Source organism: Caballeronia terrestris, from assembly GCF_001544515.1.
GTDB classification, from domain to species: domain Bacteria; phylum Pseudomonadota; class Gammaproteobacteria; order Burkholderiales; family Burkholderiaceae; genus Caballeronia; species Caballeronia terrestris.
In genome coordinates this window covers 1-1,438 of record NZ_FCOL02000394.1, presented here as the reverse complement: position 1 = coordinate 1,438, position 1,438 = coordinate 1, and the positions used below count along the sequence as shown (strand labels likewise).

Annotated in this window: 2 protein-coding genes; one reads left to right on the top strand and one right to left on the bottom strand. The window is 61.2% G+C overall.

The annotated features are described in order from the left end of the window. Positions 1–449 precede the first annotated feature (449 nt). Positions 450–1,220, bottom strand: coding sequence for a hypothetical protein (locus AWB67_RS42775; protein ID WP_235025600.1), 771 nt, complete (start codon positions 1,218–1,220; stop codon positions 450–452). On the opposite strand from AWB67_RS42775, the gene AWB67_RS37710 reads away from it, so the two are divergent. Continuing rightward, positions 1,101–1,379, top strand: coding sequence for a Rieske (2Fe-2S) protein (locus tag AWB67_RS37710; RefSeq protein WP_235025599.1), 279 nt, complete (start codon positions 1,101–1,103; stop codon positions 1,377–1,379). The genes AWB67_RS42775 and AWB67_RS37710 overlap by 120 nt on opposite strands. The last annotated feature ends 59 nt before the right edge of the window (positions 1,380–1,438 follow it).

Below are 1,438 nucleotides of genomic sequence, written 5' to 3'. Positions count from 1 at the left end.
CTGAGCCGCGGCGTAACCTACCTCAAGCTTAATCCGCGTACCTTGAGGTGCGGCAGGTCCATACATGATGTCTAGAAGCCCCGCCCCGAATGCGGGTATTTCCGTCGACCGCGCGAGCTCACTGCGCGGTGCGAGCGCCTTCCTGGGCCCGTCGCGCCGGCTCCCGGTCGAGCCTCCGGTGACGCAACTGTTCGCCGCTCACGACCGCTCTACCAGATTCGGCTTTCATCGCGTCGATTACCCCCATTCACGCGCGCCTGCTTTCGAAAAGGTTCAGATGGCAGACGGAAACGATGGACTGAAGAACGTCTTGTCGACTTGATTCAGCGCATTGGTTCCTCGCGGTCGCAGAACGCAAATACGACATCGCGGACAAACCGCGCCGAACCTACTACGATGGGCGAATGGCATGAGTCATGTCGAGTTGATGACTGACTGCATCGTCAGTTCTATAGGGTACGCGTCCCCTGGGTACCGCCTTGCGCAAGCTTGAAGAATTGCACTCGGGCATCCGGGCGGACGTGCGATGGCGCGGGCATCAGCTCTTGCCTGCCACACCCGCGGAAGGTGTGCCTTTCCACGCCTTCTATCTCGCCCGGCTCGGCAGTGCGGCAGCGGTCGCTGCACGGCGCGCACAAGTCCAGCACCCTGGAGATGCAGTGAGCATTGCGTTCGCGTTCGATCGGATCGCCGTGCTGCCCAACACAGCTGCGACTCTGCGCGCCGTCGCTCAAACGGTCCAGCGGGGCGATGCGGCGCAGGCTGCGGTGTTGGTCGACCGACTTTTCACCGCATTTTTCATCGATGGCGAAAACGTCGGCGACGCGCGCGTGCTCGAACACATTCCGGTCGGCGTGCGGCGTGCTGCCGGACGGAGAAAATTCGAATGATGCTGTTGGCCACCACTCGCCGCCGTACTGCGTGATCGACGGTGTCCCGCATTTCGTCCTCAACGGCTCGCACGGACTTTCCGGTGCGCAGCCGCCTGAAGTCCTGTTGAACATCATGCTTGAGGCAATACGAAAATGAAGGACCAGCGTCACATGTCGCGCCAGGTATGCTTCGGCTCGGCGCATGAGCTGTCGGCGGGAGACCGCAAGCTGGCCTTTATCAACGGCTGGAGCGTCATTCTGTTCACCATTGAAGGCACGCGTCACGCCATCGACAATTCCCCCTCGCACATCGGCGCCTCGCTCGCGAACGGTCAACTCGACGGCCATTTCGTGCGCTGTCCCGCTCATGGCCTGCGTATCGACCTAGCGACGGGTGACGGGCCGAGGCCAGGCTGCCTGCGCCCGACGTGCTTGTCCGTAAGCGTAGTTGACGGGCGCGTGATGGTGACCTCTAGGGCGTGTTTACATCGGAAATTTTCAAGCTAGATGTCGCCTCAACGATTGGATTTCAGGCGGCTTTTTGCTCTTGCGTTTGAGGGTGTCGA

Coding starts and splice junctions, on each gene's coding strand:
- AWB67_RS42775 (WP_235025600.1), bottom strand. CDS start 1,220: ATGGCCGTCGAGTTGACCGTTCGCGAGCGAGGCGCCGATGTGCGAGGG.